The organism is Serinicoccus kebangsaanensis (assembly GCF_008919445.1).
GTDB lineage: Bacteria > Actinomycetota > Actinomycetes > Actinomycetales > Dermatophilaceae > Ornithinicoccus > Ornithinicoccus kebangsaanensis.
This window is the reverse complement of the sequence record NZ_VSLG01000011.1, coordinates 106,884-131,738: the sequence shown is the minus strand read 5'-3', so window position 1 is coordinate 131,738 and position 24,855 is coordinate 106,884. Positions and strand designations below refer to the sequence as shown.

Here is a 24,855-nt window from a genome sequence, read left to right as displayed (position 1 = left end):
GGCTCGAACACCTGCGCGGCTCCGCACTCGGGTTCCGCAACCTGACCAACTACATCGCCCGAAGCCTGCTCGAGACCGGCGGCTTCAGACCCCAACTCCTACACCCCCGATTGGGATGAGCCCCTTTCCCGTCCAGACACGGCTACGTCTGTCCACCAACACGAAGCCCCCAGATCCGCCTCGTTCTGCGGAATCTGGGGGCTGAGGTGCGACAGACAGCACAGCGTGAGACACGTGAGTGGAGGTGGCGGGAATCGAACCCGCGTCCGTTACCGAGAAATCAGGGCTTCTCCGGGTGCAGTGCGCTAGGGATTTTCTCGGCCCCAGGGCTCGCGCGCACACGTTCCCTGACAGGCCCAGTCGAGTAAGAGTCCCGCGTGATCCCCCGACATGACCACGCGGCTAGTCATCTAGACGATGCCAGGTCCTGAGACGATGACGGGCTCAGGCTGACAGACTTCGGGCTCGCTCAGGCGGCGAGGGCGAAGTCGCTGCGCTTGGAATTGGCAGCTATTGGTTTCGCAAGGAGCGTTTGACGAGATGACCTTGCATCCTCGACCCGCTTCCCCTGAAGTGTCGAGCAACGTCGAAACCGATCACCCCCAGGTGGGGTGTCTCACGCTGTGCAGTTGTCAATCCCACCCGGTCACGCCGGGCGAGGCATCATTCTAGTGGGTCAACGCGCGCCGGGCCACGCAGATTCCGCGCCCCGTGAGAGGGTCGCTGCCATGAGCTCCTCACCTGCGGCGAGCACCGGACCCACCGACCTGCGGCCGCTCTCGATCATGGTCGGGGCGATGGCCGGCGGCCTGGTGGTCATGGCCCTGGTGCTGTGGCTGATCGGCGCAGATCTGGAAGCCCCCTCGGCCTGGACGTTGCTCGTGGTCGGCGTGGCGACCGTATGTGCCTGGGCCCTCGTGCTCGTCATGCCGGTCGCCCGCGGCCCGGGAGGCACGCCGACGGCGGCGCTCGTGACCCCGACGGTGGTCTTCCGCGCGGCGGTCCTGGAGGCACCCGCGATCCTGGGACTCATCCTCTTCTTCGTGGACCGGCAGACCCTGCTGATCTTCGCCCTGCCCGCCCTCTTCTCGATCGCGGGGATGTGGCTCTTCGCGCGCCCGACGGTGGTGGCGCGGCGGATCAACCGTGTCGCTTGAGGTGGGCTGACATCGCACGGTCCGCCTCGCGGCGGTCCTGACGCTCCCGCAACGCCTGCCGCTTGTCGTGCATCTTCTTGCCCTTGGCGAGCGCGATCTCGACCTTGGCCTTGCCGTCGACGAAGTAGAGCGACAGCGGCACGATCGTGTGCCCCGCCTGCTCGGCCTTCGCGACCAGCTTGTCGATCTGCTCCCGGTGCAGCAGCAGCTTGCGACGGCGCCGGGCGGAGTGGTTGGTCCACGTGCCCTGGGTGTACTCCGGGATATGGACTCCCTCCAGCCACAGCTCCCCCTGGTACTGCGTGGCATACCCGTCGACCAGGCTGGCGCGACCCTGACGCAGCGACTTCACCTCGGTCCCGGTCAGCACGAGGCCGGCCTCGACGGTGTCCTCGATGAGGTACTCGTGTCGGGCCTTCTTGTTGCTGGCGATCAGCTTGCGTCCGGACTCCTTGGGCATGGCCGCACAAGTCTAGGCGAGGAGAGGGTATGCCGTCCCCCGGGTTTCCAGGTCCTCCGGTTGCCCCGGTGCCGGGCTCGGGGCAGGGTGGAGCCGCACGGCACGAGCACCCGACGGACGAGGAGTGACCCATGAGCACGGCACGAGACATCATGACGCCGCAGGCCCACACCGTCAGCGACAGCGCGTCGCTGGTCGAGGCGGCCACCCTGATGCGGGACCACGGCGTCGGAGCGCTGCCGGTGGTGTCCTCCGACGGTGCGCTCACCGGCATCATCACCGACCGGGACATCGTCGTGCAGGGCGTCGCGGCCTCGCACGACGTCGGGGCCGTCGCCGTCGGCACGGTCACCCAGGGCATCGTCTCCACCGTCGCTCCCGACGAGGACGTCGACCGGGTGGTCGGCGTGATGGGCGATCAGCAGATCAAGCGGCTCGTGGTCATCGACGGCCACGACGTGGTCGGCATGATCAGCGAGTCCGACCTGGCCCGCAACGTGGACGAGGACAAGATCGTCGACTTCGTCAAGCAGGTCTACGGCCGCAGCTGACTTCTTACAGCCACCCGCGCGGGTTCACCGGCGTGCCGTTCTCCCGCGTCTCGAAGTGCAAGTGGCAGCCGGTGGAGGAGCCGGTCGTGCCGACATACCCCAGCAGCTGACCCCGGCTCACCCTCTGCCCGGGCGAGACCACCGCCGGGCTCTGGAAGTGCAGGTAGCTCGTGGTGAGGTTGACCCCACGCTGCACCCCGTGGTCGACGATGACCATGTTGCCGCCACCGGCGTCGAAGTAGGAGCTGTAGACCACGCCGTCAGCTGCGGCGACGACAGGGGTCCCGCACGCGGCCCCGAAGTCCATGCCGGCGTGCAGCCGCCAGATCTGGTAGACCGGGTGGAAGCGGTTGCCGAACTCGCTGGTGATGGCGCCGCTGGTGGGCACGGACAGGACTCCGCTCGATGCCGCCTCCGCAGCGCGGCGCTCCTCCTCGGCAGCCCGGGACGCCCGCTCCTCGGCAGCCCGGCGATCCGCCGCCTCACGCTCCGCGGCCTCCCGCGCCGCACGAGCCGCTGCCGCGGCCTCCTCCTCCGCAGCCGCGGCCCGCCGGGCAGCCTCGGCCGCCGCCGCCTCGTCCCGCAGCCGCTGGGCCTCGGCCTCCGCGGCGCGCTGGCGCTCCGCCTCGCGCTCGGCGGCCCGTTGCCGAGCGGCCTGCTCCTCCGCCGCCTGCTTGGCGGCAGCCTCCGCGGCGGCCTTGCGCCGGGCCTCCTCCTCGGCCTTGCGCCGGGCCTCCTCCTCCGCGATCCGCTGCAGCTCGGCCTGCTCCTCGGTCTCGAGGCCGTGCTTGGCTCTCGCCAGCTCCTTCAGCTCGGAGGCCAGCTCGTCGGCCCGCTCCTGCTCCGCGGCGAGCGACTCCTCGACCTTGGCCTTCTCGGTCTCGAGGTCCGCCTTGGCCTGCTCCTGCGCGGCCTCCAGGTCCTCCAGCTCGACCTTCGCCGCGTCGGCGGCGGCGCGAGCCTGTTCTTTGGCGATGACGTTGGCCTCGGCCTTGGCGAGCAGGTAGTTGATGTCGGAGCGGACGCCGGCCAACCGGTCCTGCTCGGCCACCTGCTCGGCCTCCTGCGTGGCCAGCTGGCGGATCTGCTGGTCCTGGACCCTGAGCACGGTGCGGGCCATCGACATCTGGTCCACCGCGTCCGCCTCCCCTGACAGCAGCTCCAGGGTGGTGGCGAGCGAGCCCATACCCCCCTCCTTGTAGCTCTGCCGGGCGATCGCCCCGACCGTGGTGCGGGTGTCCGCCTGGTCCTGGGCGACCTGGTCGATCGACTCCTCGATCTGCGCCTCGTTCTCCCGCGCGACCGCGAGCTCGCCCTCGATCCGCTCCGCCTCGGCCTCGGCGTCGGCCAGGTCCAGCTCGGCCTCCTCCAGCACGACCCGGGCCTGCTCCACCTTCGCGACCGTCTCGGCCAGCCGCTCCTGCGCCGCCTCGAGCTCGGCGCTGAAGTGCTCGTGCTCCTCGTGCAGGTCCTCGACCCGCTCCTCCCCGGCCTGCCGCTGGTCGTCGGCGGACTCGCGCTGCTTCTCGACCTTCGCGAGCCGCTCGCGGATGTCGTCCAGCTCCTGGGACGCCAGGGCGGGGGTGGCCACACCCACGGCGCCGACCAGGGCCAGGGCGAGGGCCTGCCGCAGGCGCGGTCGGTATGCCGTGCGCCGCGTCGTGCGGCGCGACCCGGCTCGGGGCTGCTGCTGAGGCGTGGTCACCATCTGTGTCTCCTTCTCAGACCCTGACGTGGCGCAGGAGGGCCATCCAGGCGGTCACGACGGCGAGCAGGATCGCTCCGCCGACGAGGAACGGGGTGATCAGCCACAGGTCGCGCTCCCCGACCAGGCTGACCAGGCCGCTCTCCCCCGCGAGCAGCTCGGACAGGAAGCCGCTGATCCCGAACCGCACGGTGGCCCACAGCAGGGCCACCGCGAGCGCGGCACCGAGCAGGGCCGCCGCGACGGTCTCGAGGATGAACGGCAGGTGGATGGAGAAGGCCGAGGCCCCCACCATCCGTTGGATCGCGGTCTCCCGACGACGGGTCCAGGCGGTGAGCCGGATGGTCGTGGAGATGAGCAGCACCGCGCAGACCACCATCGCCACCGCGAGCGCGAGCGCCCCCCAGCTCAGCGCGCCCAGGAAGGCGAAGAGACGGTCCACGACCTCCCGCTGGTCCTCCACGCTGTCCACCCCGGGCGCCTGCTCGAAGGCGGCGCGGATCACCTCATACCTCGACGGGTCGGACAGGTTGACCCGGAACGAGGCGGGGATCGACTCCTGCGGCACCGAGTCCAGGGCCGAGGAGTTGCGGAACTGCTCGGTGAAGCGTTCGTATGCCTCCTCGTTGGACTCGTAGAAGTACTCCGTGACGAGGGGCTCGAGCCCCTGCAGGTCGCTCTCGACCTGGTCGCGCTGCTCGGGGGTGACCGCGCCGCCGGCGCAGCCGGGGGCGTCGGTCGAGTCGGGCGTGCACAGGAAGATCGACACCTGGACCCGGTCGTACCACTCCCCCTTGGCCGTGTTGACCTGGGCCTGCGCCAGCAGCCCCACGCCGAGGAAGAAGAGGGACACCATCGTCACGAGCACGACCGAGACGAACATGGAGAAGTTGCGGCGCAGGCCGTTGCCGACCTCGCCCAGCAGGAATCCCGGCCTCACGGGGCGACCACCTCCCGGTAGCCTCCCTCGGCCTGGTCCCGCACCACGACGCCGTCGTGCAGCTGCACGACCCGCTTGCGGAACCGGTCGACGATCGTCGTGTCGTGCGTCGCCATCACCACGGTGGTGCCGGCCCGGTTGATCCGGTCCAGGATGGCGACGATGTCCTGGCTGGTGTCGGGATCGAGGTTGCCGGTGGGCTCGTCGGCGAGCAGGATCGGCGGCTTGTTGACCATGGCGCGGGCGATCGCGACCCGCTGCTGCTCTCCGCCGGACAGCTCGTGCGGCAGCCGTTTGCCCTTCCCGTCCAGCCCGACGAGGGCCAGCGTCTCCGGCACCCGTTGCTTGATCTCGTGCCGGCTGGCCCCGAGGACCTGGAGCACGTAGGCGACGTTCTGCGCGACGGTCTTGCCGGACAGCAGCCGGAAGTCCTGGAAGACGGTGCCGATCTGCCGGCGGAGCAGGTGGACGCGGCGGGGCGCCAGCTCGCCCAGGTCGTGGCCGGCGACGAGCACCCGCCCGGAGGTGGGTCGCTGCTCGAGGATCACCAGCCGCAGCAGCGACGACTTGCCCGAGCCCGACTCCCCCACGACGAAGCAGAACTCGCCGCGGGTGACGTCCAGGTCCACGTCCTCCAACGCCCAGGGATCACCCTTGGCGTAGCGCAGACTGACGCGCTCCATGGTGATCATCCGGGCGGGACTCCAGACGTGTCGTGTGGCGTATGTGTCGAGTGGGCAGGGAGTGTCGACCGGGACACACGGTAACCGATGTGACGGTGGGGTCAAGGGTTCCCACGCCGCTGCCCGTCAACCGCGGCGCGGCGGCGAACTTCTGGTGACATGTCTGCCGACTCCCCCGCGGGTCACTCCCGAATGTCGGCGGGCCGGGATACGGTCTTGAGCACCGGAGGCGTCCACACGCAGACCTGATCCCTGGCCCATTGGAGTGCAGCAGATGCAGAACCACCTCAGGCGAGCCGTCGCGGCCGCCTCCACGACCGCGCTCGCGGTGACCGGCCTGGTCGCCCTCGCGCCGAGCAGCCTGGCGGCCGGCCCCGGCCTCGTCATCAACGAGGTCTACGGAGGCGGGGGCAACTCCGGCGCCGACTACACGCACGACTTCGTCGAGCTCTTCAACTCGACCGAGGACCCCATCGACCTGGACGGGTATGCCGTCTCCTACTACTCCTCCTCCGGGAACCTCGGCAACCGCTGCGAGCTGTCCGGCAGCGTCGAGCCCGGGACCCATTTCCTCGTCCAGCAGAGTGCTGGCTCCGGCGGGTCCACGCCGCTGCCCGACCCGGACGCCGAGTGCGGGGCCTCGATGAGCGGGTCCAACGGCATCGTGGAGCTGACCCTGGACGACGAGGTGGCCGACCTCGTCGGCTACGGCTCGGCCGTGCGCTTCGAGGGCAGCGCCGCCGCCCCGGGGCTGTCCAACACCACCTCGGCCAGCCGGGCCGACGCCGCCGACACCGACGACAACGCCGCCGACTTCACCGCCGGTGACCCGAGCCCGGTCTCCAGCGGAGGGGGTGGCACCGACCCCGACCCCGAGCCCGACCCGGACCCGGTCGAGGCCAGCATCGCCGAGATCCAGGGCCCGGGCGACACCTCACCGCTGGTCGACCAGCCGGTGATCACCACCGGTGTCGTGACCGCTGCCTACCCGACGGGCAACTTCAACGGCATCTACATCCAGACGCCCGGCACCGGTGGGGTGCCCAAGACCGCCGAGGACGCCTCGGACGGCATCTTCGTCTACAGCTCCTGGGCGGCCGCCAACGTCGAGGTCGGCGCGTGCGTCGACGTCGAGGGCACCGTGATCGAGTACGACGGGCTCACCGAGATCTCCGAGAGCCCCTGGGTCGAGGTCGTCGAGGGGGGCTGCGACCCGGTCGTGCCCACCGACCTGGACGTCGTCCCGGCGACCGATGCCGACAAGGAGTCCTACGAGGGGATGCTCGTGCAGCCCACCGGGACCTGGACGATCACCAACAACTACCTGCTCAACCGCTTCGGCGAGATCGGCCTGACCCCGGGCACTGAGCCGCTCTACCAGGCGACCGACGTCGTGCTCCCCGGGGCCGAGGCGGAGGCCTACGAAGCAGCCAACCTCGCCAGGCTCCTCACCCTGGACGACGGGTCCAGCCTGGACTACCTCAACAACGCGACCGCGCAGGACAGCCCGCTGCCCTACCTGTCCGCGCAGGAGCCGCACCGCACCGGCTCGCAGGTGACCTTCGCCCAGCCCGTCATCCTGGACGAGCGGTTCGGCTGGAAGCTGCAGCCGACCGCCCAGGTCGTCGGCTCCGACAGCGCCGCCGACCCCCTGGTCAGCGAGGACGACCGCGAGGCAGACGTCCCCGAGGTGGGTGGCAACATCCAGATCGGGGCCTTCAACGTGCTCAACTACTTCTCCGACCTGGGGCAGGACGAGGCGGGCTGCGACTACTACGCGGACCGTGACGGCAACCCGGTCGCCACCGACTTCTGCGAGGTCCGGGGCGCCTGGACCGAGGCCGCCTTCGCCGACCAGCAGGCCAAGCTGGTGACCGCGATCAACGGCACCGACGCCGAGGTCCTGGCGCTGATGGAGATCGAGAACTCTGCCGGGCTGTCCTACATCGACCACCCGCGCGACAAGGCGCTGTCTGACCTGGTGGACGCGCTGAACGCAGCAGCCGGCGAGGAGCGGTGGGCGTATGCCCCCTCCCCCACGGCGCTGCCGCCGAACGAGGACGTCATCCGCACCGCGTTCATCTACGACCCAGGCGCGGTGCAGCTGCTCGGCCCGTCGCAGATCCAGCTGGACGACGCCTTCGCCAACGCCCGCTACCCGCTGGCCCAGAAGTTCAAGGCGAAGAAGACCGGCAAGCCGTTCGTGGCGATCTCGAACCACTTCAAGTCCAAGGGGTCTGGCGAGGACGACGGCACCGGCCAGGGCCTGGCCAACCCCTCGCGGGTCGCGCAGTCCCAGGCGCTGACCGGCTGGGTGGACGAGATGTTCGGCGACGAGGCGGTCTTCCTCATGGGCGACTTCAACGCCTACAGCCGGGAGGACCCGGTCCGGCTCATCGAGGACGAGGGCTACACCAACCTGGCGCGGTCCTTCGAGCCGGACTCGGCGACCTACCAGTTCAGCGGCCGGCTCGGGTCGCTGGACCACGTCTTCGCCAACGACAAGGCCGAGCGGCTGGTCACCGGGGCCGCGGTCTGGGACATCAACGGCGATGAGTCGATCGCGTTCCAGTACAGCCGGCGCAACTACAACGTCGTCGACTTCCACTCCGACGACCAGTTCGCCAGCTCGGACCACGACCCGGTAGTGGTGGGCCTGCAGACGGGCAAGGACAAGAAGAACCACGACAAGCCCAAGAAGCCGAAGAAGCCCAAGAAGGGCTGACCGCACAGGCGGGCGGGCGGCACACCTCGGTCAAGAGGTATGCCGCCCGCTCGTGTCCCGCGTCAGCCCTGGTCCGACTCCCGGTCCGCGGCCCGCTTCCACCGGATCCCCGCGTCGATGAAGTCGTCGATGTCGCCGTCGAGGACCGCGGCGGTGGAGCCGACCTCGTGGTTGGTGCGCAGGTCCTTGACCATCTGGTAGGGGTGCAGCACGTAGGAGCGCATCTGGTCGCCCCAGGAGGCCTTGATGTCGCCGGCCATCTCCTTGCGCGCGGCGTCCTCCTCCTGCTTCTTCAGCAGCAGCAGGCGGGACTGCAGCACCCGCAGCGCGGCGGCGCGGTTCTGGATCTGGCTCTTCTCGTTCTGCATCGACACGACGGTGCCGGTCGGCAGGTGCGTCATCCGCACCGCGGAGTCGGTCGTGTTGACCGACTGGCCGCCGGGGCCGCTGGAGCGGAAGACGTCGACCTTGAGGTCCGCCTCGGGGATCTCGATGGTGTCGGTGCTCTCGATGAGCGGCACCACCTCGACCGCGGCGAAGCTGGTCTGCCGGCGGCCCTGGTTGTCGAACGGGCTGATCCGCACCAACCGGTGGGTGCCCGCCTCGACCGCGAGCGTGCCGAAGGCATACGGCACCTTGACCTCGAAGGTCGCGGACTTCAGCCCGGCCTCCTCGGCATAGGACGTGTCCAGGACGGAGGTCGGGTAGTCGTGCCGCTCGGCCCAGCGCAGATACATCCGCATGAGCATCTCGGCGAAGTCGGCGGCGTCCACGCCACCGGCGCCGGAGCGGATGGTGACCACCGCCTCGCGGATGTCGTACTCCCCGTTGAGCAGGGTGCGGACCTCGAGCTGCTCGACCGCCTTGCGCAGCGACGTCAGCTCCTTGTCCGCCTCCTCGAGCGTCTCGGCGTCATCCTCCTCGCGCCCGAGCTCGACCAGCGCCTCCAGGTCGTCGATCCGGGCGTCCATGCCGGTGACCTTGTCGTGCTCGGCCTTGGCGCGGGACAGCGCGGAGGTGATCTTCTGCGCGTTCTCCACGTCGTCCCACAGGTCGGGTGCGCTGGCCTGGGTCTCGAGGTCGCTGATCTGCGCGCCCAGCCGCTCGAGGTCGGTGACCTCACGCACCGACGCCATGGTCGTGCGGAGCTGCTTGATCTCGGTCTCGAAGTCGACTGCCACGATCGACAAGGGTACGCCCAGCAGGTCGGGGCCCCGCCCGTGGGCGGCTACTCCCCCGTCTGCCCGTCGACCAGCTCGCGCAGCAGGTCGGCGTGACCGTTGTGCCGGGCATACTCCTCGACCATGTGCGTGAGGATCCAGCGCACCGACACCTGGCCCTGTCCGCCCCACGCGGGGTGGGTGGCACCGAGCGGGTCGTCGCCGTCGTCGGCCTCCACCGCGCGGGCCAGCGCCTGCCGGGACCGCTCCACCGAGGTCGTCCACGTCTCCCGCACGTCGGCAGGCTCGTCGGCGGCGGCGCTCGACCAGTCCCAGTCCTGGTCCGCCTCCCAGTCGACGTCGTCCCAGGGCGGCGGCATGGAGGCTTCGGCGAGGACCTCGGTGAACCAGTAGTCCTCGACGTAGGACAGGTGCTTGAGCAGCCCGGCCAGCGTCATGGTGCTGGCGTGCTGCGGCAGCCGCAGCCGCAGCCCGTCGGCGCCCAGGTCGCGGGTCTTCCACTCCAGCGTCGCCCGCTGGAAGTCGAGGAAGCCGGAGAGGGTCGCGAGCTCGGGCGCGGCCAGGGGCGGCTCGGGGCGCCCGACGTCGTCGGTCGTGGGTTCGCTCATGGCGGGCAGCCTAGGGCGGCAGGCGGACAGGCGGCGACCGGTATTCCGTCGCGCCGGCCTGTGACCCGCTCAGGTCTGCGCGTGCTCGCGCAGGTGCAGGTCGGAGTCCTGCAGCGACTTCGGCACCATCGACACCGCGACGAAGGAGATGATCCCCAGCACGGCGAGGTAGACCCCGATGCTCCAGGACTGCCCGGTGCGCTGCAGCAGCAGCTCGGCGATGAGCGGGGCGAAGGCGCCGCCGATGATCGAGCCGAGGGCATACCCGATGGAGACGCCTGAGTAGCGCACACGGGCGGGGAACATCTCGGCGTAGAGCGCCGACTGCGGGCCGTAGGACGGCCCGAGCCCGATGGTGAGCACCAGGATCGCCAGGGTGAACAGCGGCAGCGCCGCGGTGTCCAGCAGGAACCACATGGGGATCGCCCAGAGGATGATGATGCCGTAGCCGATCTGGAAGGTCAGCACGCGCCCGATGCGGTCCGAGATGTAGCCGCCGTAGAGCGTGAACACCAACCACCCCACCCCGCCGACCAGCGAGGCGATCAGCGTCTCGGTGCGTTCCATGCCGAGCGCGCCGACGCCATACCCGTTGAAGTAGGCGATGACGAGATATCCGGCGGCGTTGTTGGCGGCGAAGATGAGGGCGGCGAGCAGGACGTTCCTGCGGTGGTGCCGGAAGAGCTCGCCCAGCGGCGCCGACTCCTTCTCCCGCAGCCGCGCCATCTCCGCGAAGACGGGCGACTCCTCGACGGCGCGGCGGATCCAGTAGCCGACTCCGATGAGCACGATGGAGAAGAGGAAGGGGATGCGCCAGCCCCAGGTGGTGAACTGCTCGTCGGTCATGAAGGTGCTCAGCCCGAACATGAACAATGTCGCGACGATCATGCCGATGGGGACGCCGATCTGGGGGTAGGCGCCGAAGAGCCCGCGCTTGCCCCGGGGTGCGTGCTCGACCGACATCAGCGCGGCGCCGCCCCACTCGCCACCGGCGGAGAAGCCCTGCAGCAGCCGCATCAGGATGAGCAGGATCGGGGCCGTGACACCGATCTGGGCGTAGGTCGGGAGCAGCCCGATGATCGCGGTGGCACCACCCATCCCGACCAGGGTGAAGACGAGGACGACCTTGCGCCCGAACCGGTCGCCGAGGTGCCCCGCGACGACCGCACCGAGCGGGCGCACCAGGAAGCTGATGCCGAGTGAGGCCCACGCCGCCAGCTGGGCACCGCCCTCGCCCATGGGCGCGAAGAAGAGCTGGCCGAGGACCAGCGCCGCGGCCTGGGCGTAGATGAAGAAGTCGTACCACTCGATGGTGGTGCCGACCAGGGTGCCCGCGAGCACCTTGCGCTCCTCGCGGCTCCGGTCGACCGGTGCAGAGCTGGCGGTCTCGGCCATCGTGGCCCCTCCCTCGTGGTGCGTGGCTGCACCACGGGTCTGGCCTGCTCAGGTGGGCCGGCGCGGCGGTGCGAGACCGATCATAAGCACCCGGCGGGCCGGGCCGGGGCCTGGCTCAGGCGGTGTGCCGCAGCCCCAGCTCGGCGGGCACCTGCTCCTGCAGGTAGTCCAGCGCCTGCACGGCGCTCCAGCCCTCGGGGTGCCGCTCGATCAGGGCGGTGGCGCCGGCGAGGTCCTGGCCGAGCGTGACCAGGGTGTCCTCGGCATACCCGTCCTTGCGCTCCTGACCCAGGCCGATGTTGGCCATGAGCCCGTTGCACAGGCACTTGCGGCCGACGGTGTCCGCCTCCTCGCCGCCCTTCTTGAGATACATGTGCACCGGCTCGGAGGCGCAGCGGTAGCCGATCTCCCCGTCCTCGCGCTCGTAGGGCTGGCGCAGGTAGGACAGGTCGCACAGCCGGGGGCGCGCCTCGTAGACCTCGACCTGGCTGGCCGTGCCCTCCAGGGTGGCGACCTTGAACGGGAAGCCGGTCGGGCTGGCGCGCGGGTCGTTGCGCACGCTCAGCTCACCGGCCCGCAGCCGGCTCATCAGCTGCCCACGGGGGCCGGCGGCGAGGCCGGAGTCCTGGGACAGCGCGAAGAGGGTGCCGACCTGCACGCCCACGGCGCCGGCGGCCAGGGCCTCGGCGACCCGCTCGGGGGTGGAGTAGGCACCGGCCATCCAGAAGGGCAGACCGATCTCGGCCATCTTGGCCAGGTTGGCCTCGTCCCGGTCGCCGTAGATCGGCTCGCCGGCCTCGTCCAGCTGCATCTTGCCGCGCGGCGGCGCGGAGTGACCGCCGGCGGGCGGGCGCTCGACGACGAAGCCGTCGGGCCGGATCTCGGGGTCGCGGTGCAGGTAGTTCGCCAGCTGGTCGACCGAGATGATCGCCAGGAAGTCGGGCTTGCCGATGGCGGGCAGGTCGTCGCCGAGCAGGTCCACCGGGTCGACCGAGATGGTGCGGCGCATCTTGCCGCCGAGCACGTCCGCGGAGATGCTGCCGGTCCGGCCCGCGGCCAGCGAGCGCAGCAGCTGCGGGATCTCGCGGGGTATGCCCGCCCCCATGAGCACGTAGTCGACCCCGGCGAGCATGGCGCCCAGGATGGCGGTGGGGTTGGCCATCTGGATCTTCTCCAGGCAGTTGATCCCGACGGCGCCTCCGCCCGGGTGGTCCTGCAGGCCCTCCCGGGCCAGCCAGACCTCGGCGAAGTTGCCGGCCACGCCGAGCTCCTGCCCGGCGCGGGCGGTCTCCAGGGTCAGCTTGGGGATCGGCTTGTAGGGCGTGCCGGGCGCCTTGCCACCCTCGATGAAGTACTTGTCCAGCACCCGCTCGGCGATGGCCTGGCTCGGGAAGGCCGCGAGCGCGCGACGGTAGTGCCCGCCGGGGTCGCCGTCCTGCAGCACCCGGCTGAGCACGGCATCCATGGCGGTGCCGGAGACGACCCCCAGGTGCCCGGCCCGGGACACTTCGCGAGCCAGCCGCCAGCCGGAGACGGCCACGCCCATCCCGCCCTGGATGATCGTGGGGCGTGGGCGACGGGTCTGGGTCTGGTCGGCGGTCGGGAGATCGGTCGGCAGGTCGATCGTCACGGGTGCGGCCATACGAGGGGTCACCTGTCTGGTCGGGGGCCCGAAACCTACGCAGACGTAGGTTTCGCTTGCGTAGGTTACGGTAACGTAGGTTTGCCGTCTTGTCAGGCTTGGCTGGTCAGCGGCGTGGCCGCGCCGTGCTCGGGCCTTCCCCGGGTGCTCGTCGGCCCGGTCGCTCCCGGTGCCGACTTCGAGCCGGTATGTCAACCCACAGCCTGTTCGAGGGCGCTGTCAGTTGACGACGCGGCTGCCAGTTGACCAGGCGGCTGTCAGTCGGTCTGGGAGGGCTCCGTGGACGACGCGGCCAGCCGGACCCGCACTCCCCCGTCGGCGAGCTCGAAGCGGACGTCGGCGAGCGACTCCACGACGAGGTCGGCGTGCGGCTGCAGGTCGTCCCGCTTGCTCGTGGTGAGCACGGCGAGGGTGGCCGCCCCGGCCGCGCGACCCGCCAGCAGGCCTGCCGTGGCGTCCTCGACGACCAGGCACCGCGCGGGGTCGACGCCCAGCCGCCGGGCGCCGGTGAGGTAGGGCTCGGGGTCCGGCTTGCCGTCCGTGATCTCGTCCGCGCTGACCAGGACGCGCGGCGTGGCCAGCTCGGCGGCGCCGATGCGAAGCTCGGCCAGCTCCCGGCCGGCGGAGGTGACGATGGCGGCCCGGTCGCCGGTCGCGGCCAGCGCCTCCACGGCGCCCGGGAGCGCGACCACGCCCTCCAGGTCGCTGAGCTCGCGCCGGTCGATGTCGGCGGTCGCGGCGTCGGCGTCCAGGTGTGGCGCCACCCGCTCCACGATCCCCCGGCTGGTCACGCCGTGGAAGTCCCCGAAGCGCTCCCACGGCACGTCGTGCTCCTCCGCCCAGGCACGCCAGGAGCGCTCCACGGACCCGCGGGAGTCGGTCAGAGTGCCGTCGTTGTCGAAGAGGACGGCCTCGAAGGTCTCGCTCGTGATGTCGCGCACCCGGCCATGATCTCAGTCGCGGCAGGGGTATGCCTCACCCCTCCACCTCGGACCGGGCGCTGGAGGTGACCGTGATCGTGACGCCCCCACCGAAGGTTGCCAGCACCGGGCTGATCACGGGGATGCTCGCCCGGCCGGTGAGGGTGACCACCGCCGTCCTGCCGTCCGGCGTGCCGGTGCCGGCACCGAGACCCCACTCCTGGACGCGGGACGGACGCTCCCGCCCGGCCAGGTGCTCCGCGGCCGCGTCGACCACCGTGGCGTCGCTGACCGGTGGCCCTGCCCCCAGGCCCGCCTCGTAGACCTGCTCCTGCGCCAGCGCGTCGCTGGCGTCCAGCGCCGCGGCGTCGGCGGCGTCGAGCAGCTGGATCCGGGTGAGCTGGACCGCCGTCACCCCGACCACGGCGAGGATAACCGTCAACGTCAACGCCACCATGCCGATGAGCAGGATGCTCATCTGCCCCGCCTCCCGGTCGACACCGGGCCGCTGCCTCACCGGCCGCCGCCGCGGAAGGCGTCCACCGGCTCGGTGTGGTGGGACGTGAGGGTCATCGCCGTCGGCACGCGACCGCGCATGAAGTCGGGGACGAGGGGCAGCTCGACGCTGATCTGCGAGCTGACCTCGACCGCTGTCCCGGGGGCGAGACAGTCACCGTCGACGCAGGCCACCTGCACCGACCCCTGCCCGTCGGCGAACCCGTGCGAGCGGTAGACCAGCGCGGCCGCCACCTCGGCACGCGCCGGCGCGGCCCCGAGGTCGTCCGCGGTGGCGAAGGCCCGGCCCGCCTCCCGTGCCGCGGCCGTGACGGCATACGCCCCCGCCTGCACCCGACCCACCGTGCCCACGAGGTAGAACAGCGGGACGACGAGCAGGACCAGGAGGAAGGCGACCTCGATCGTCATCGAGCCGTGGTCGGACGCCCACGCCGCCGGTGGGGTGGCGCGGGTGCGTGGCGTCGCGGCCGGTCGGGTGCGCCGCGTCCGGGTGGCCGAGGTGCGCGGCGTCACTGGTCCTCCGCATACGCCTGGCCGACCACGCTCATCTGCTGCCCCGGCCCGAGCGGCCCCACGATCGGGAGCCGCAGCCTCGCGCTGACCTCGACGACGGCGACGCCACCGACGACCACCCGGCTCGCGGTCACCTCCACCCCCTGAGCACCGCCGGGGAGGCTGGAGGCCATCAGCTCCTGCGCCCGGCGCGCCCCGTCGGCGGGTGTGGAGTCCGCGCGGGCACCGACGCGTGCCCCCTCCACGACGTGCGCGGTCGCGGTGTTGTGCAGGTGCAGGCCGAAGGCGAGCTGGACCACGGCCAGCATCAGCACGCTGACCAGGGCAGCGAGCATGGCGAACTCGGCGGCGGCCGCACCCCGGTCGGGCGCAGCGCCCCTCATCTCACTGCCCGACGGTGCTGACGGCGTCCGAGAAGAGACCGGTGAGCAGGGGCTCGGCCACCAGCCACAGCGCAGCGACCAGCCCGGCCGTCATGATCGTGATGAGCACCCACCCGGGCACGTCGCCGCGCTCCGGCTCTCGGCGCCAGCGGTGCAGCCGCGCGGCCATCACCGTCGGTGCGATGCGCATACGTCGGGACATGATCGGACTCCTTCGTGAGGTGACTACAGCGCCAGCCGCAACAGGCTGGCGCCAGGGAAGACGGCGAACAGCACCGTCACCGGGAGGATGAGGAAGACGACCGGGACCATGGTTCTGCGGCGACGGTCTTCCCGGCGTTCTCGTTCCGCCTTGACGCCGATGAGGCAGCATGAACAGTGGCTACTCGACCTACGACGGGTCGGCGACCGCAGGCATGGACGGAGATGGGAACGCGTACACTCATGACGATGGGCACTGGGGACGGGGAGCGTGACTTCTACGATTCCCAGGACCTGGACGCGCTGATCGAGATGGCGAAGCCGCTGCTGCTGCAGGGCACCTGGGAGCAGGCGCAGGCGGCGCAGTCGATCCCGGAGTCCGCCTCTGGGACGTTGCACCCGCAGCCGGGGCATCGGCGGGCGATGGCTCGGGCGCTGCGGGACGCAGGGATGGAGGTGGCGAAGCCCTCGCGGTCCTCCGAGGAGGGGATCCTGCAGGAGTGGGAGAAGCAGTCTCCGGCGCACCGGACCCAGGCCTCCAAGATCTTCGGGTTCAACGACGGCGTGTAGGGCGGGCCGCCCCCGAATACACGAAGCGGGCCACCTACCCCTGCATGGGGTCGGTGGCCGGCTCGTCGTCTGGGTCAGGAGACCGCAGCGAGGGGGGTGGGACCCATCCAGCGACCCCAGGCCCTGCGGTCCTGGACGCCGATGACGCTCTCCCGGTCGAAGATGACGTCGTGCAGCAAGGTCACCCCGAGGGCGGTCTTCACCTGCATCTCGGACAGGTCGTTGCCGTGCGTCACCACGAGGATCTTGGGGTACTTCAGGTGCCCCCGCTGCTCGATGACGTCGGCCAGCAGCTGGTTGACGCAGGCGTCACGGAAGGAGTACCCGGCGATCACCCAGTGGTCGGACGTAAGCAGGGCCTCACGCAGTCCCTGGTACGCAAGCGAGAACGGGTGCTCGAGGACAACCTTGGACTTGGTGGGCTGGTTGGTCAGGACGACCTTCGGCTCCAGGTCCGTCTCGCCGTTGCGCCATGACTTCCAGAAGTCAGCGGCCCTCATAGTGCCGATGTCGAACTTGACGGTGATGTGGTCCTTGGGCGAGTAGGCCCAGTTGAGGGATCCGTGCAGCGGCAACAAGCGGATGCGCCGGTAGCGGGGAAAGTCCAACTCGTCTCGCAGCTGGAAACAAGGGATGTTGCTGGACCCCGAGGCCTCCGTCAGGGACGACGCCAACATCCTGTTGGCACCGGAGGCGAGGTCACACACCTGGCCCTTATACCGGTCCAGGAAGCACGCCTGCAGGATGTTGTCGTAGTTCAGGTTCCCGACGGTCAGGTTCCCGAAGTCTCCCGTCGCATCGAACAGGGCCTCAACGAAGGGCCGCAGCGGGAGCCTGTCATCGAAGTGAGCCACGGACCGCTCAGCGATGATGTCCAAGGCGTGGCTGATGCCGGTCCGGCGGGCCTTCCGCAAGAACTCGTAGGAACCCACCAGGTGCTCGGCCGTCACCCGGTCCCTCGGCCCAACCACGTTGGCATAGCGCCGGAGGACCCCGAGGGCGTTCCACATCTGGTCCAACGGACCGAGCAGCGCCTCGAAGTCCAGGTTGGGGTCGTCGTCGTTGGCGACCGTGTCGGCCAAGTCGACGAGGACCTGGGCGGGAGCCTCGCCCTCGCCGTAGTTCTCGTTCAACCGAGCACGCAGTTCGGTGTTGATCGAGGACAACGCCAGGTCGGGGTTGAAAGCGATCGAGACGCCGTTGCCGCAGACCGCGGCGATGTTGGTACTACTCATGATGGGCCTCCTGCCCGTCGTCGGATGCTCAGACGCTGCGGACGAAGGAGGTTGCACCAATTACCAAAGACGGTCTTAACCCGTTACAGTCGTGCGTGTCAGCCGCCAAGTTGACTCGCGAGACTCCTGAGGTCCGGTGCGCCCCGCTCCGACCCAGGGGTCTTTGCGTTGGTGAGACCACCATACGCACACATGTCGCCAGCGCCGACTCCGTCTACTCCAGCGTCTTACACAGTTGTGCTTCCGCAGGTCAGCTGGGGCAAGGTCCTGTGGATAACTCCGTGACCTGGGCCACAGGACGATCTACTGGCTGGGACGGGTCCGGGTGCGTACGGATGCCTAGATCCAAGACCTCTGACGGAGGATCGTCCGGTGTCCATCTAGCCCGTCGCAGGACGTGTCAACGGCAGTTATCCACAGCAGACACGCCCGGACCGCGCGGTAATGGTGTGACAAAAATCACACTCGACATCTGGTGACTTTGGCGGTAGAGGCAGCCCGCCGAGAAGGCGATCCCGCCGACGGGCGCACTCTTGCGCCGCTTGATTGCAGCGTGGTTCGATGATCCAGGTCGCCCTCCCGGGCCCTCCGTGACAACTGAAGATGGCTGATAAGGGCCGGCAGGAACGCAGGGCACCCCAGCGCCAAGCGCCAGGTGATGAGGACCCGAGTCCAACGATGGACACGGGAGCAAGCCAAACGGGGCAGCAGATCTAAACTTCGACCAAGCGCTCCCCGGTGGGTCGTGGAACTGACAAGGGACCACATCCATGCCTCCGAGCACAGCCATCTCTCCTGCCTGGCGACAGACCAGGCTCCCCGAAAGCGACCTACAGCGGCTCCTCCGCCTGCTGTTCACAGACCTCGGCGCTGCCCCCAACGTCCAGGGCTCGGGCTGGAAAACCCCGTGCACCACTGACCGGCCAGGTCCCAGTGATGGGCCTCCTCCTGCGCCCGATGAAGTGGCATCGGGGACCTCTCAGGTGCGGGCGGCGACGAGTCGTGTGGTCCCGCCAACCGCCCACACCTGAGAACGGTCGGCGCATGATCGCCAACGACATGCCCCTCGCCGAAGTCACCTGCTACCCGGGGACCGGGGCCCACCGGTGGCTCAACAACGCACTAGCCAACAGGCTCGATGGACATGTCTTCCTCATGGACCGGGACACCGAGCCGAGAGTCGAGTACCTCGTCGACGGCATCGAGCGGTTCCTGACCTACATCTTCGAACTAGGCGACCTGCAGCACGCGTCGATCTTCCTCGTCGCCGAGGTCGTCCAGAGGTCCGCCACCTCGATAACCGCCAGAGCCTGGCTCGCCATCCACAACATCGAGTGACCGGTGAGCTCGACGCACTCCTCGAAGGCGCCGAACTGCCGATACGCACACTCCCTCGCCGCCACCCAAGCCGGAGACCTCTTCGACACCAACCGCATGAAACTCCGCACCGAAGGGCGTTATGGCCTCCAAGCAATCCGCCCGCAAGCCTTGGCGGTCGTTTCGCTCAGTGATTGATCTCGCCAAGTACCTATGCGAGAACAGTACTGTCTGATCCGACCAGTATAGCAATTTCGAATAGGCATCGCTTTAACCGAAGCTGTCATACGTCCCGCCTTAACGCTTCGCGCCCTAATGCGATGTGGCGGAGGAACGCCTCAACAATTTCAGCTTTTGGCCCCCTCAACCGTATCATTGTATGCGTCACAAGATGAGCATTTGAGAACAGTTCCTTGAATCTGTTCAAGGTTGATACCCACAGCAAGCGGCGCGCCGCAGGCAGAACAATCGTAAGAGTATGACGTCTCCCTGCCCTGAAAAATCAGGCTACCACCCTCAGTTCGCTCAAAGACGGCCCGCGTGCCCGGATCCGGCTCCTGGATAAGCGTCAATCGGACATGGTCTTTGATAGGTGGTCTACGATCTTCATACTTCTTAAAGTGGCAGGCACCGTAGGTTGACCCACTGCCGCAGGGGCAGGGCTCCTCGTGCTCGATCCGCGGCACGTCACGACTCCCTACTAATCATGCGGTTGGATTCTGGATCTAGATAAACCCCGAGATCGGGTGTCCCCAACTTCATGCGCTCAAGCATGATCAATAGGTATACGAAGAACCGCCCGAAGGAGTCTTCCCCAAGAGAATCCATTTTTATGCTGAGGACTACGTCATCAACTTCTTCTCCGTTTCTGGTCTTCTTCTGACAGAGTTCAACTAGGTCCACGAACTCATCAGTGTCAAGAAGCAAAGACCGTCGTCCCGCGATAAGGTCAGCTTTCTGATAATGAATAAGACCTTCGCCCAAGACACATACCAAGTTCGTAAAGAAGTTGACGTCGTGAACATCGTCACACTTGGCAGCATAGTTCTCCCCTAGTGACTCCAGCGAATTGTCGGCAAACCCGTACGCCAACACAATGCCGAAAGGCCTTGATGGGCGATCTGCGGCAGCATAAGATCGCGTCTGGACCAGAAAGAGGTCTCGCGGCGCGAGGCGCTTGAAAGTCTCGATCTTGTTCATAGCGTCGAGCAGTTCACTCTTGGATAGTCGAGACTTCACCTCGATAATGCCGTAGACGCCCTCAACTGGCAGTACTGCCGTACGGCTTCTGTAGAGGACAGGGCAATTGAGAGCATCGTAAATGATGACATCGGCCGAATGGCTAAGTGTTCCTGACTTGGTCATGATTTGACCTTTTGTCACGCCATACCGATTCGGTAGGTGTCGCTCTAAGAAATCGACCAGGATTTGCTCGCGATTTTCGCCTCGATCTCCAGCATGTCCGACCACTCTGGACTGAGCGAACTCCGCCCGCATCGTGGTCTCTACGGCTCTCATAAATTCTGGCAGGTCCATGGCTCACTCATCCTCTCCGACGAAGACATGCAGGAAGCCTGTCAGCCACATCAGGCAGAGGCAATCTCAGCCGACTGGTGCTATGCCTGCGGCCAGGAGTGCGTGGTCAGCCTCCCCTGACACGCTCAGGTCGTGAAAGGTCTGAGGCCAACTAGGTTGCGGCAGCTCGAAGACCTCCTCGCAGGTCACCACCCGCTCACCAGCGGGGATGGCCGCCGCCAGGCAGTTGAGCATGCTCAAGTGCGCGACTGGCCATGGGTGCAGGCCTCAACCTCCATGCTCAGTCCGGATCGCGTGCAACACGTAGGTCCGCTCGACAGGCCGCGCCGCTACTCACCCGCCGGTTCACCCGTGTCTGACCACTTCGGACTCGCCGGCGTCCTGGTCCTGCGCTGCCGCGGGCATCGATCCAGGAAGCGGCCAGGACGAGAGCAACTCCTCTATGCGATCCTGCGTTTCGATCGTTTCTGTGAGGGCGTTGACGGTGCGAAGCAGGTGTTCCAACTCGTCAAAGGTCAGAGTGTCTCTAGCTCTTGCGTCCAACCACTTGTGCAGTACTCGGTGGCCCCCGATGTGGTACTCCCAGACATCTGCAGACACGCCTGTCACGACCTGGGGCCCGCCATCCTTGGCGCCCTCCAGGTTGAGGACGATGTGGCCGACACCGTCCTCACCCAACGCCCAGCGCGTCGACAACGGGATCTTGTCCACCAGGTTGCTCCCTGCAGACACTTCCGCCGGGCCATCATCAGCATCGCTGGCCTTCAGCGTGTGCAGCTCCCTCAGACGCCTCCCGTGAGCGCACACGGCCGCGAAGGTGTCGCGATCCGACGTGAATGGTATTCGAGGATAGTCCGACCGCAAGAATGCCTCGTACCGCAGTCTGTAGGTGCGGGAGTGGACGACCCCGTAGATGTAGTCCAGGACATCGTGTGGATTCGCCGTGGTGACGAGATCCCCGGGCGATCCGTCGCTGATCAACTCAAGACCAAGTCGCTGCATCAAAACCGTCACACAGGAGCCGAGATTGGGGCGAACCTCGGACTGGCCGTCGGCTAGAATATCCAGCGTTTCGGGCGCGTCTACCCCTGGCTCCGGGAACAACCACAGCGGGAAAAGCACAGAGCCCGTTGTCGCCTCGCCCGCCTTCACCTCTGTCATCAAGTCCGTCACATAGAACTGGTCTTGCACCGGTGATTTGTTGCTCCGGGCCGAGACGAGACCGAGGTTTGCGCCGTCGAGCATATGGCGCATCACGTCGTACTTTCGCGCATCGATGGCGTCTCGGTGATACATCACGAAGCGGTTGTCGAAGGGTCTATGCGTCATCGGCTTGATCGACTCGGCTCGTGCACTGTCCCGGATGAGAGATGCCCGACGATCGGACATCGACCAATCACGATTGTCCCCAGCTAGGTAGGTGATGCCAGTAGCGGTAGTGCGGGAATTCGTTCCGAAATACTTCGCGCGCACCTGAGCGTCGGTCTGCTTCGGGTCGCAGAAGTCCTTGAGTCTACCCAGGAGGCGGTCCCGACGTGTATTAACCGCGAAGTCATCACGATGCGTAACGATGCCTGTCGAGTACACCGGGAAAATCTCGGTGAGAGAAACTGCCGCGTCCCACTCGGCCCGGATGTCTTGGTCCTCCGGGCGAAAGCCATAGAAGGGCGATGTGGGCGTGAAAGACTCCCATTGAACGTCGCGGAAGTTCGTCTCTTCGAGCCATTCATATTTCGCCTTACGGCTACCCCAGGCATCCGTGTAGTGAATGGTGGCCAGGTCCTTGGAGTCGCTGCTCTTCACAAACAGAGCGATGGCCACACCTTGCTGAATGGCATCGAAGACGTTCTCGTCCACCCCGCCATCAGGGTTCACCTCCCTTCGACGCATCGACCCGTGTAGGTCCAGGACGTAGATGTCATCAAATGTTCGGAGCAAGCTAGCGCGCATCCCGCGGAAGGTAGGCGCGTCCAAATAAGTGTGATTGGTCACGTAGCTGAGGACACCTTGGCCGGTCCTCTCGATTCGGTCCTGACCGAGGCGGATGAATTTAACGTAGTCATCCTGTAGCCACTTCGAATTGACCTCTCCCAGGGGTGCGCCATCCACCGCATAATAGTCTTCGAGCAGAGTGCCAATCGCGGTCTTGACGGTCTTGTACTGAGCAGCGCCCTTGACGGTGCGCGAAAACTCGCGGCGAGTCGAAGAGTTGGCGGACTGGCCCTGGTAGGGTGGGTTTCCCATAACTACCATGATCGGCTTCTCGCTTTTCACCGCCGAAGCAGCGTTTGCTTCATCCGTAATGAACTTGCCCAATGGAAGAGTCGTATGCGCTTCAGCTGGATCCAGTGCGTTTGTTAGATAAACGCCGATGCGCTCATCCTTCGCGAAATCGTATTCGATGTCATGTCGCTCATCCCGGGGAAGGTCCTTGCCTCCCAACTGCAGGGCCAGCTTGAGGTGAGCGACGGCGTAGGGCGCAACCATCAGCTCGAAGCCGAACATGCGAGGCAGCAGGTGCTCCGACACATATGCCGACCAAAGAGAGGTGCGCTTGCGAGCGATGAACGAGTTCCTGATGCGCGCAATAGTGGCATATAGAAACGTCCCCGTTCCAGTTGCTGGGTCCAGCACTAACACCTTATGCTGGCCGTCACTCGTCCTCGACGTGTCTGCAATCCCATCCCGAAGCGCAAAACTCTCCTTCAGGACGTGGTCCACGTTCTTCACGATAAAGTCTACGACCGGCAGGGGAGTGTAGTAGACCCCGCGTATGTCCCGCAGCGAGGGATTGTATGCGCCTAGGAATGTTTCGTAGAAATGAACCGTCGGGTCGCCCTTTTCCGCACCGAACTTGCTGAGAATGTGGTCCACATCGGCATCGCTCAACAACTGCGCCAAGTCGTCGACCAAACCTGCGTACGGCTCGTCATTGAGGGCGGGCCCGACCAGATGCGCGAAGAGCCCGCGAACGAACGGATTCGTCCTGGGGATAAGGTGGGCTGCATCCGAGCGGGTAAAAGTGTCAGCCCCCGGCGCTTGCGCTCGCGCAGCGAACAGCCCGTAGGCAATTGTTTGTGCCAGCATATCCGAGAATTGTTCATCACTGAGGTCGGGAACAAGTGTGTCCTCGAAGGCGGCTTTGAGTCCCACGGTAGTATCCGACGCTGCCCCCTTTGTCAAGGACCGGTGCACCACGTCTTGAATAATCGCAGCAAGGCCAGCCATGCGGCGAGCCAGGTTTGGCGCAGACCGGATCCGTTCAGGATCAGCCTCCAGGAAGGCCTTCATCAAGGCGTCGATGGCCGCGATACCGTCCGCGTCCGGAATGATCTGCCCCTCAGCGATCGCTCCCAGCCTGGCGGTAGCTCGAAGATCACCACGCCGATACCAGCGAAACTCCACGTAGTCTGTCAGGAGAAGATTGGCGAAGGCGTTCCGGTACCTCTTCAGTTGACGCCCGTTGGCAGTTCTAGGGGTGTCCCTGTTGGAGTCATCTTCAATTGCTTTCAGCCCTGGCCGCACACCTACGTCCTTGGCCTCGATCTTTCCGATGGAGAGGGAACCGTGGCGTCGCTGCTTCTTGATATCGAAGTCCGGCGCGTTCGACTCTGATTGTTTGGGCTCGTTGGTCGCAGTCAGCTCGTCCTTGAACGACTCGGCCCATGCCTTAAATGCAGGCCTGTGACTGTGCTCGGTGGCATCACCGGCGGTCAGTGTAGAGTTCAGGGCCGCCAAGTACTCTCCGGTCGCGCTCACGGTCTCCCTTTCGTAGGCGTCCAGGGTCAACCTAACCTGCCCGCGGTCGTGCACGGGTGCGGACTCATGGCGAAAGCAGGAGTCGCTGCGTCTTCACGGACCACCTTCCACATCTCGCCCAATCCACCGGGGTGGGTACTTGCACCACGGCAGGCGGGGCCTCCGGAGGAGCCTGCTGTTGCATAGACACGACCGCAAGCTCCGAAACGTCCCTGCCGGCGGTGAGGTGGTCACTAACGCCCTTTCCTTCCCTTGCGTCGCGAACGTGGGCAGGGACGCCATGCTCGACGAGCGAGGCCTGGACGGATGCAGCATGAGCGAACCCTGGCTCGTCCTTGTCCGCCACGACAATCACGTTCGCGCCTGCGAGTTGCTGGGAGTACCCAGGGCGCCTCTCGATCGGCCCGGGGCCACAGCAGCCCCGTCGAAGTTGCACGTCGCCACAAGGCTCAGCGCCGAGAGCGCATCTACGCCCTTCGCCCTCAACCACGTAGACCGTCTCTCCGGCCTGCCCCGCCTCTAGCACCCTTGGCAGATTGTACAGCGGCGGAACAGTCAGCGACTTGAGCGCACCTGCGGGCGCAATCCTGAACGCCTTCAGTTGGAGCCGTTCCTTCCTGAACAGCTCCCGGCCAGCTGCGGGGGGGCCAGTACGTGCTGGACGCCCCGTTCAGCCAGTGGTCCGCATCGCTTCGACTTGTCTGCCGGCACGGCCAGACCTAGACAGACCTGCTACGTCGGTGGCCCCTCCACAGCCACCCTCGTAGCCGCCTCCCGAGCCCTTGGTGGCCCGTCGCTTCTGGGGAAGACGCGCTGGGCTCCGGACAGGGAGGCACCGCCGCCCCCACCATCCTCTTC

The 24,855-nt window shown here is 67.3% G+C and carries 22 protein-coding genes and 1 other RNA gene; 5 read left to right on the top strand and 18 right to left on the bottom strand.

Annotation, left to right across the window (positions count from 1 at the left end; genetic code table 11):
- Positions 1–236 precede the first annotated feature (236 nt).
- Positions 237–604: a transfer-messenger RNA gene (gene ssrA, locus FXF60_RS12315) on the bottom strand.
- A gap of 124 nt (positions 605–728) precedes the next feature.
- Here ssrA and FXF60_RS12310 point away from each other — a divergent pair.
- The gene (locus FXF60_RS12310; RefSeq protein WP_151526267.1) at positions 729–1,157 is read left to right on the top strand and encodes a hypothetical protein; all 429 of its coding nucleotides are present in this window, start codon (positions 729–731) and stop codon (positions 1,155–1,157) included.
- On the opposite strand, the gene smpB is transcribed toward FXF60_RS12310, so the two are convergent.
- Positions 1,141–1,617, bottom strand: coding sequence for an SsrA-binding protein SmpB (smpB, locus tag FXF60_RS12305; RefSeq protein ID WP_151526266.1), 477 nt, complete (start codon positions 1,615–1,617; stop codon positions 1,141–1,143). The genes FXF60_RS12310 and smpB overlap by 17 nt on opposite strands.
- A 131-nt stretch (positions 1,618–1,748) precedes the next feature.
- Between smpB and FXF60_RS12300 the strand changes: the two genes are divergently transcribed.
- The gene (locus tag FXF60_RS12300) at positions 1,749–2,168 is read left to right on the top strand and encodes a CBS domain-containing protein (RefSeq protein ID WP_151526265.1); all 420 of its coding nucleotides are present in this window, start codon (positions 1,749–1,751) and stop codon (positions 2,166–2,168) included.
- 4 nt (positions 2,169–2,172) lie between these two features.
- Here the strand turns inward: FXF60_RS12300 and FXF60_RS12295 are convergent, their stop codons facing one another.
- The 3 genes from FXF60_RS12295 to ftsE are packed head-to-tail and all read right to left on the bottom strand — an operon-like array spanning position 2,173 to position 5,496.
- Positions 2,173–3,876 carry a M23 family metallopeptidase gene (locus FXF60_RS12295; protein WP_151526264.1) on the bottom strand — a complete coding sequence of 568 codons (1,704 nt, stop codon included), beginning with the start codon at positions 3,874–3,876 and terminating at the stop codon, positions 2,173–2,175.
- A gap of 13 nt (positions 3,877–3,889) precedes the next feature.
- Positions 3,890–4,813, bottom strand: a complete 924-nt coding sequence (gene ftsX / locus FXF60_RS12290) for a permease-like cell division protein FtsX (protein ID WP_151526263.1) — start codon at positions 4,811–4,813, stop codon at positions 3,890–3,892.
- Positions 4,810–5,496 carry a cell division ATP-binding protein FtsE gene (gene ftsE / locus FXF60_RS12285; protein ID WP_238335839.1) on the bottom strand — a complete coding sequence of 229 codons (687 nt, stop codon included), beginning with the start codon at positions 5,494–5,496 and terminating at the stop codon, positions 4,810–4,812. Before ftsE ends, ftsX begins: the two co-directional genes overlap by 4 nt.
- Before the next feature lie 274 nt (positions 5,497–5,770).
- Here ftsE and FXF60_RS12280 point away from each other — a divergent pair, with 274 nt between their 5' ends.
- Positions 5,771–8,221, top strand: a complete 2,451-nt coding sequence (locus FXF60_RS12280) for an ExeM/NucH family extracellular endonuclease (RefSeq protein ID WP_151526261.1) — start codon at positions 5,771–5,773, stop codon at positions 8,219–8,221.
- Positions 8,222–8,283: 62 nt separating this feature from the next.
- On the opposite strand, the gene prfB is transcribed toward FXF60_RS12280, so the two are convergent.
- The 9 genes from prfB to FXF60_RS12235 form a co-directional block, all read right to left on the bottom strand.
- Positions 8,284–9,402 (bottom strand): peptide chain release factor 2, encoded by a 1,119-nt coding sequence (prfB, locus tag FXF60_RS12275; RefSeq protein WP_151526260.1) that lies wholly within the window; start codon positions 9,400–9,402, stop codon positions 8,284–8,286.
- 47 nt (positions 9,403–9,449) lie between these two features.
- Entirely contained in the window at positions 9,450–10,010 is a 561-nt protein-coding gene (locus FXF60_RS12270; RefSeq protein ID WP_151526259.1) for a DinB family protein, read from the bottom strand.
- A 69-nt stretch (positions 10,011–10,079) separates the two neighbouring features.
- Complete coding sequence (locus FXF60_RS12265; RefSeq protein ID WP_151526258.1) at positions 10,080–11,405, bottom strand: MFS transporter; 1,326 nt, start codon at positions 11,403–11,405, stop codon at positions 10,080–10,082.
- 115 nt (positions 11,406–11,520) lie between these two features.
- Entirely contained in the window at positions 11,521–13,047 is a 1,527-nt protein-coding gene (locus tag FXF60_RS12260; RefSeq protein ID WP_151526257.1) for a beta/alpha barrel domain-containing protein, read from the bottom strand.
- Between the two features lie 257 nt (positions 13,048–13,304).
- On the bottom strand, positions 13,305–13,988 hold the full coding sequence (locus tag FXF60_RS12255) for an HAD-IA family hydrolase (protein WP_238335838.1): 684 nt from the start codon (positions 13,986–13,988) through the stop codon (positions 13,305–13,307).
- A gap of 34 nt (positions 13,989–14,022) precedes the next feature.
- Positions 14,023–14,445 carry a hypothetical protein gene (locus FXF60_RS12250; RefSeq protein ID WP_151526256.1) on the bottom strand — a complete coding sequence of 141 codons (423 nt, stop codon included), beginning with the start codon at positions 14,443–14,445 and terminating at the stop codon, positions 14,023–14,025.
- 35 nt (positions 14,446–14,480) lie between these two features.
- Positions 14,481–14,996 carry a pilus assembly protein gene (locus tag FXF60_RS12245; protein ID WP_151526255.1) on the bottom strand — a complete coding sequence of 172 codons (516 nt, stop codon included), beginning with the start codon at positions 14,994–14,996 and terminating at the stop codon, positions 14,481–14,483.
- Positions 14,993–15,379 (bottom strand): TadE/TadG family type IV pilus assembly protein, encoded by a 387-nt coding sequence (locus FXF60_RS12240; RefSeq protein WP_151526254.1) that lies wholly within the window; start codon positions 15,377–15,379, stop codon positions 14,993–14,995. Before FXF60_RS12240 ends, FXF60_RS12245 begins: the two co-directional genes overlap by 4 nt.
- Position 15,380: 1 nt before the next feature.
- A complete protein-coding gene (locus FXF60_RS12235; RefSeq protein WP_151526274.1) occupies positions 15,381–15,569 on the bottom strand; it encodes a hypothetical protein in 189 nt (62 codons plus the stop codon).
- A gap of 260 nt (positions 15,570–15,829) precedes the next feature.
- Here FXF60_RS12235 and FXF60_RS16585 point away from each other — a divergent pair, with 260 nt between their 5' ends.
- Entirely contained in the window at positions 15,830–16,150 is a 321-nt protein-coding gene (locus tag FXF60_RS16585) for a hypothetical protein (RefSeq protein ID WP_192796723.1), read from the top strand.
- Positions 16,151–16,224: 74 nt separating this feature from the next.
- Here the strand turns inward: FXF60_RS16585 and FXF60_RS12225 are convergent, their stop codons facing one another.
- The gene (locus FXF60_RS12225) at positions 16,225–17,385 is read right to left on the bottom strand and encodes an SIR2 family protein (protein ID WP_151526252.1); all 1,161 of its coding nucleotides are present in this window, start codon (positions 17,383–17,385) and stop codon (positions 16,225–16,227) included.
- 1,044 nt (positions 17,386–18,429) lie between these two features.
- Between FXF60_RS12225 and FXF60_RS12220 the strand changes: the two genes are divergently transcribed.
- Positions 18,430–18,723 (top strand): hypothetical protein, encoded by a 294-nt coding sequence (locus FXF60_RS12220; RefSeq protein ID WP_151526251.1) that lies wholly within the window; start codon positions 18,430–18,432, stop codon positions 18,721–18,723.
- 326 nt (positions 18,724–19,049) lie between these two features.
- Here FXF60_RS12220 and FXF60_RS16980 read toward each other — a convergent pair whose 3' ends face one another.
- The 3 genes from FXF60_RS16980 to FXF60_RS12205 all read right to left on the bottom strand — a co-directional run bounded on the left by FXF60_RS16980 (position 19,050) and on the right by FXF60_RS12205 (position 23,997).
- Complete coding sequence (locus FXF60_RS16980) at positions 19,050–19,388, bottom strand: SEC-C metal-binding domain-containing protein (protein WP_151526250.1); 339 nt, start codon at positions 19,386–19,388, stop codon at positions 19,050–19,052.
- 1 nt (position 19,389) lies between these two features.
- Complete coding sequence (locus tag FXF60_RS12210) at positions 19,390–20,199, bottom strand: DUF6602 domain-containing protein (protein ID WP_367889966.1); 810 nt, start codon at positions 20,197–20,199, stop codon at positions 19,390–19,392.
- Between the two features lie 384 nt (positions 20,200–20,583).
- Positions 20,584–23,997, bottom strand: coding sequence for a type ISP restriction/modification enzyme (locus FXF60_RS12205; protein ID WP_151526248.1), 3,414 nt, complete (start codon positions 23,995–23,997; stop codon positions 20,584–20,586).
- Between the last annotated feature and the right edge of the window lie 858 nt (positions 23,998–24,855).

Bases quoted from the DNA above. Each gene is read 5' to 3' on its own strand.
- smpB (WP_151526266.1), bottom strand. From the start codon at position 1,617: ATGCCCAAGGAGTCCGGACGCAAGCTGATCGCCAGCAACAAGAAGGCC.
- FXF60_RS12270 (WP_151526259.1), bottom strand. From the start codon at position 10,010: ATGAGCGAACCCACGACCGACGACGTCGGGCGCCCCGAGCCGCCCCTG.
- FXF60_RS12265 (WP_151526258.1), bottom strand. From the start codon at position 11,405: ATGGCCGAGACCGCCAGCTCTGCACCGGTCGACCGGAGCCGCGAGGAG.
- FXF60_RS12250 (WP_151526256.1), bottom strand. From the start codon at position 14,445: ATGAGCATCCTGCTCATCGGCATGGTGGCGTTGACGTTGACGGTTATC.
- FXF60_RS16585 (WP_192796723.1), top strand. From the start codon at position 15,830: ATGGGCACTGGGGACGGGGAGCGTGACTTCTACGATTCCCAGGACCTG.
- FXF60_RS12235 (WP_151526274.1), bottom strand. From the start codon at position 15,569: ATGCGCATCGCACCGACGGTGATGGCCGCGCGGCTGCACCGCTGGCGC.
- FXF60_RS12260 (WP_151526257.1), bottom strand. From the start codon at position 13,047: ATGGCCGCACCCGTGACGATCGACCTGCCGACCGATCTCCCGACCGCC.
- FXF60_RS12300 (WP_151526265.1), top strand. From the start codon at position 1,749: ATGAGCACGGCACGAGACATCATGACGCCGCAGGCCCACACCGTCAGC.
- FXF60_RS12210 (WP_367889966.1), bottom strand. From the start codon at position 20,199: ATGCGGGCGGAGTTCGCTCAGTCCAGAGTGGTCGGACATGCTGGAGAT.
- ftsE (WP_238335839.1), bottom strand. From the start codon at position 5,496: ATGGAGCGCGTCAGTCTGCGCTACGCCAAGGGTGATCCCTGGGCGTTG.
- FXF60_RS12280 (WP_151526261.1), top strand. From the start codon at position 5,771: ATGCAGAACCACCTCAGGCGAGCCGTCGCGGCCGCCTCCACGACCGCG.
- FXF60_RS12310 (WP_151526267.1), top strand. From the start codon at position 729: ATGAGCTCCTCACCTGCGGCGAGCACCGGACCCACCGACCTGCGGCCG.
- FXF60_RS12240 (WP_151526254.1), bottom strand. From the start codon at position 15,379: ATGAGGGGCGCTGCGCCCGACCGGGGTGCGGCCGCCGCCGAGTTCGCC.
- FXF60_RS12220 (WP_151526251.1), top strand. From the start codon at position 18,430: ATGATCGCCAACGACATGCCCCTCGCCGAAGTCACCTGCTACCCGGGG.
- FXF60_RS12225 (WP_151526252.1), bottom strand. From the start codon at position 17,385: ATGAGTAGTACCAACATCGCCGCGGTCTGCGGCAACGGCGTCTCGATC.
- FXF60_RS12295 (WP_151526264.1), bottom strand. From the start codon at position 3,876: ATGGTGACCACGCCTCAGCAGCAGCCCCGAGCCGGGTCGCGCCGCACG.